The organism is Halobacteriovorax sp. HFRX-2_2 (assembly GCF_043196705.1).
In the GTDB taxonomy this organism is placed as follows: domain Bacteria; phylum Bdellovibrionota; class Bacteriovoracia; order Bacteriovoracales; family Bacteriovoracaceae; genus Halobacteriovorax_A.
In genome coordinates this window covers 11,304-15,868 of sequence record NZ_JBEBMT010000007.1, presented here as the reverse complement: position 1 = coordinate 15,868, position 4,565 = coordinate 11,304, and the positions used below count along the sequence as shown (strand labels likewise).

Genomic DNA, 4,565 nt, shown 5'->3' with positions numbered 1-4,565 from the left:
TCGCGATGGAAAAAGGTCTTAAGTTCGCAATCCGTGAGGGTGGTAGAACAATCGGTGCTGGTACAGTATCTGAAATTCTTGACTAATATTTTAAATATTCAAGATATAAGGAAGGGGAGCTTTTGCTCCCCTTTTTTTATGCCAAAATTTTAATTTATCTTTTTAACAATCGATTTCTGGGATACATGTCCCATTTTGTTGCCAGTAGCGATATGTATCAGCGATATCTGACCAAGGTGTACCGTTTGTATCTTTTGGTTTACGTGTCCAGAAGTAGTCAGCATCACCTGTTCCACACTTGTGTGTTAATTCGTGAAGAACGATCCCTTGACGGCCATCGATGTCATAATCCCAGTAGCTTGGTGTAATATAAACTGTTTTTCCAATGACAGCATATGTGTAAGCAATTGCACCACCATATGGTTCAACACATTTATGTTTAGTCCAATATGTTCTAGCAAGAGAGCACTTCATTACAACGATGGCCTTGTTGATTTTCTTCTCAACACTCTTGTCCATGTATGGGTTTTGTTTTTTGTACTGTCTAAGGTCTTTAATGATACCTTTCATGTCCGCACGAGATTTTTGCGTGTCTTTGATCAGCATATCTTTCTGATCCTCAGAACACGTTTTAGAAACGAAAATTGCTGCGTTGATATTAAGTGTAAGCATCAATAGTACTAAATACTTCATGTTGTTTTCTCTCCAATAAAATTAAATGTCGCTGTTGCGATTCGCCACACTACCCTTTGTTTGGACTCTGTTCAATATAATGGAAATATTTATAGTAATAGAGATTGACGGCGGAGGCCTTTTTCGGTAATTTATGTTTCCAAGTCGAACGGGTGTATAGCTCCAATTGGTAGAGCGGCTGATTCCAAATCAGTAGGTTTAAGGTTCGAATCCTTATGCGCCCGCCACTTTTTACTCCAACATATTTTATTTTGACTGCAAAAATGTCCTATTTTTGCGTTAGCTCTTGCCAAACCATGTTAATTAAGGGATATAATCTGATACTTATACGTTTAATTTAGGTAAAAAAGGATTTGAGATGTCCCTCATTAAGAGTGAAGACAGCAAGAAATGGATTAACGCTTTTGTTGCTGCCGTAAGTGCAATTTGTGGTTTTATTACTATTAGATTCCTCGAACAATTAAGTGAGTGGTTTGATCTTGAAGCAAAGGTTCCAAACTTCCCAATCACAGTACAAGTAGTTGGAATTGTTGTTGGACTAATTGTTTTCTTAGTAATTGCTAAGAACAAAAATGCATCAACATTACTAGAGGATGTTTACGCTGAACTCGTAAAAGTTGTATGGCCTAACAAAGATGACGTTTTAAAGACGACAATTGGTTTAGTAATCGCACTAAGCATTGTTAGTGGAATTTTCGTTTTAGTAGATTATTCATTCAGACAACTACTAAGCATTATTCTTTAATTTATACCTTTAATTAATTTAAGTGAGATAAAAATGGTTGATAACAACGAAACAGAAAAAGAACTAACTAATGAAGAAATGGCCGTAGAATCATCAGAAGGTGAAGCTACTGTTAACCCTAACTTTCGTTGGTACATTGCAAAGACTCTTACAGGTCAAGAAAACAAAGTTCAAAAAACTCTTCGTGAAAGAATTGTTAACTATAAGCTAACTGACTCTTTTGGTGAAATTGTTGTTCCAGAAGAAAAAGTAACATCTCATGCAGGTGGAAGAAAAAGAACTATTACTAAGAAGCTTTTTCCAGGTTACGTTTTAATTCATATGCTTATGAATGAGAACACTTGGCACTTAGTAAAAGATACTGACAAAATTACAGGATTTGTTGGCGGAACTGTTGACAAACCAGCCCCTTTATCAGATGAAGAGGCAGCATATATGACAGGTCAATCAACTGGTGGTTTCAAGAAGACACGTACAACTGTGGACTTCTCTGAAGGTGAAGAAGTTAAGGTTATCGAAGGACCTTTCGCTTCATTTATCGGTACAATTGAATCTGTAAATGAAAATGGAAAACTGAAAGTAAACGTTTCTATATTTGGTCGACCAACACCAGTAGAATTAGATGCTTCTCAGGTAGAAAAAAATTAATAACCGTTGGTAGAACTAAAGTTCGCAGGAGAAATTTATGGCTAAGAAAATCACAGGTTTCATTAAGCTACAAATTCCAGGTGGGAAAGCAAACCCATCACCACCAGTAGGGCCGGCACTAGGTCAAAAAGGTGTAAACATCATGGAATTCTGTAAAGCTTTCAATGCAAAGACACAAAAAGACGCAGGTGTAATGCTTCCAACAATCATTACAGTATACTCTGACCGTTCTTTTACATTTGTAACTAAGACACCTCCAGCTTCATACCTTCTTAAAGATAAGCTTAAGCTTAAGAGAGGGGCACAGAAGCCAGGAACAGAAGTTGTAACAACAGTATCTAAGAAAATCATTGAAGAAATTGTTGAAGCGAAAAGACCAGACTTAACAGCAGCTACTCAAGAAGCAGCGGAAAGAATCATCGAAGGTTCATGTCGTTCAGCTGGTATCAAACTAGATTACTAAGAGGTGTTACAATGGCTAAGAAATCAAAAAAATATACAGAAGCACTTGCAAAAGTAGATACAACTAAGAATTACACAATTGATGAAGCGATCAATCTTGCAAAAGAAGTAAAGTTCGCATCATTTGATGAAACTGTAGATCTAGCGTTCAGACTTGGTGTAGATCCAAGACACGCTGACCAGATGATCAGAGGTGCACTAGCACTTCCAGCTGGTACAGGTAAATCAGTTAAGGTTTGTGTTATTACATCTGGTGACAACGTAGCTAAAGCTGAAGCAGCTGGTGCAGATTACGTTGGTGGTGACGATATCGTTGCTAAGATCGCAGGTGGATGGCTTGACTTTGATAGAGTTATCGCATCTCCAGACATGATGGGTAAACTTGGTCGTGTTGCAAGAATCCTAGGACCTAGAGGTCTAATGCCTAACCCAAAATTAGGAACAGTTACTCCTAATGTTGAAAACGCAGTTAAAGAGCAAAAAGCTGGTAAGGTTGAGTACAGAACTGAGAAGAATGGTATCATCCACGTTCCAGTTGGTAAGTCATCTTTCTCAAATGAAGATTTAAGAAAGAATATCGACACAATGGTTACAGCAATCATTAAAGCTAAGCCTGTTTCTGCAAAAGGTACATACCTTAAGTCACTTACTTTAAGTACGACTATGGGGCCAGGACTTAAAATTGATACTTTAGAAGCTGCATCTATCGCAGCAAAATAATAAGGGGTTGATGATTGTCGGTGTAGCTGCTGAACAAGTTTGAAGCTACATAAAGCCTGCATGAAATCTCCCTCCAATAGTTTAGGAGGTAAACGATGTTAACTAGAGCAGAGAAAGACGTTATCATCGATGGTCTTAAAAAGAAGATCACTGATGCCAACGCTATCTTTCTAACAAACGTTATTGGACTACCATCTAATGACGCCACAGCTCTAAGAAAATCTGTCCGCGAAGCGGGTGGAGCACTAGTTGTTACTCGTAACACACTTTTTTCTAAGGCAGCGGCCGGAACAGATGCAGAAGAATTACTTTCTGGTCTTAAAGGTACGCAAGCTGTTGCTTTCGCATTTGACGAAGCACCAGCCGTTGCTAAGGCACTAAAAGAATGTGGAAAAACGTTTGAACTAGTAGAACTTAGAGGTGGTTTACTTGATGGTAAAGCACTAACAGCAGCAGAAGTAAAAGCAATTGCAGACCTACCATCTCGTGATGAGATGCTTGGTACTCTTCTTGCGACATTTAATGCACCGATCTCAGCATTTGCTAGAGTTCTTAATGCAATTAAAGAGCAAAAAGAAGCAGGCGTTGAAGCTGCGCCAGTTGCAGCTGAAGAATCTGCAGAATAGTAATTAACAAAGTTAGAGTTAAAGTTATTTTAAATTTTTAGGAGTTATATATGTCTATTACAAATGATCAATTAATTGAAAAAATCTCAAACATGACTGTTCTTGAAGTAGCTGAGCTAGTTAAAGAACTTGAAGAAAAATTTGGTGTATCAGCTGCTCCTGTAGCTGTTGCTGGTGGAGCTGCTGCTGGTGGTGCTGCTGAAGAAAAAACTGAATTTGACGTTGTTCTTGCTGAAGCAGGTGCTAAGAAAATCAACGTTATTAAAGAAGTTAGAGGAATCACTGGTCTAGGTCTTAAGGAAGCAAAAGAAATGGTTGAAGGTGCTCCTAAGACTGTTAAAGAAGCAGTTTCTAAAGACGAAGCAGAAGAAATCAAGAAAAAACTTGAAGCTGCTGGTGCAAAGGTTGAGCTTAAGTAATTTAAGCCCCTTGCTCATCGCATAAAAAATTAAAAAATACAGGTGTGGAGATTTAGCGATCTTCACACCTTTTTTGCGTTTGTAAAAACCGAAAAAAAAAGTTATTAAGTAACTAAAAAATATACGTGCACGTTAAAACAATTAAAACCCGGGAGAACCATAATGACTGAGGTTTTTAGACCAAACGAGTGGTTTCGTAAGAACTTTGCCTCTACACCATCTGTGTTAGAGACGCCTCCACTCATGCTTCTA

The 4,565-nt window shown here is 38.0% G+C and carries 8 protein-coding genes and 1 tRNA gene; 8 read left to right on the top strand and 1 reads right to left on the bottom strand.

From position 1 onward, the window contains the following. Positions 1–86: hypothetical protein (locus ABMA79_RS15910; protein WP_392858019.1), on the top strand; the 86-nt coding region annotated here is incomplete at its 5' end. Between the two features lie 76 nt (positions 87–162). On the opposite strand, the gene ABMA79_RS15905 is transcribed toward ABMA79_RS15910, so the two are convergent. Further along, positions 163–693, bottom strand: coding sequence for a M35 family metallo-endopeptidase (locus tag ABMA79_RS15905; RefSeq protein WP_392861556.1), 531 nt, complete (start codon positions 691–693; stop codon positions 163–165). 150 nt (positions 694–843) lie between these two features. Between ABMA79_RS15905 and ABMA79_RS15900 the strand changes: the two genes are divergently transcribed. From ABMA79_RS15900 to rplL, 7 genes are all read left to right on the top strand, one after another. After that, a tRNA-Trp gene (locus tag ABMA79_RS15900) sits at positions 844–920 on the top strand. 131 nt (positions 921–1,051) lie between these two features. Then, positions 1,052–1,438, top strand: coding sequence for a preprotein translocase subunit SecE (secE, locus tag ABMA79_RS15895; RefSeq protein WP_392861557.1), 387 nt, complete (start codon positions 1,052–1,054; stop codon positions 1,436–1,438). A 33-nt stretch (positions 1,439–1,471) separates the two neighbouring features. Then, the gene (nusG, locus tag ABMA79_RS15890; protein WP_393056830.1) at positions 1,472–2,086 is read left to right on the top strand and encodes a transcription termination/antitermination protein NusG; all 615 of its coding nucleotides are present in this window, start codon (positions 1,472–1,474) and stop codon (positions 2,084–2,086) included. Positions 2,087–2,123: 37 nt separating this feature from the next. Beyond that, entirely contained in the window at positions 2,124–2,549 is a 426-nt protein-coding gene (gene rplK / locus ABMA79_RS15885) for a 50S ribosomal protein L11 (RefSeq protein WP_021266533.1), read from the top strand. 11 nt (positions 2,550–2,560) lie between these two features. Next, on the top strand, positions 2,561–3,268 hold the full coding sequence (rplA, locus tag ABMA79_RS15880) for a 50S ribosomal protein L1 (RefSeq protein WP_021266545.1): 708 nt from the start codon (positions 2,561–2,563) through the stop codon (positions 3,266–3,268). A 95-nt stretch (positions 3,269–3,363) separates the two neighbouring features. Next, positions 3,364–3,894, top strand: a complete 531-nt coding sequence (gene rplJ, locus ABMA79_RS15875; RefSeq protein WP_021266540.1) for a 50S ribosomal protein L10 — start codon at positions 3,364–3,366, stop codon at positions 3,892–3,894. A gap of 50 nt (positions 3,895–3,944) precedes the next feature. Further along, complete coding sequence (gene rplL, locus ABMA79_RS15870) at positions 3,945–4,313, top strand: 50S ribosomal protein L7/L12 (protein ID WP_021266534.1); 369 nt, start codon at positions 3,945–3,947, stop codon at positions 4,311–4,313. Positions 4,314–4,565 lie beyond the last annotated feature (252 nt).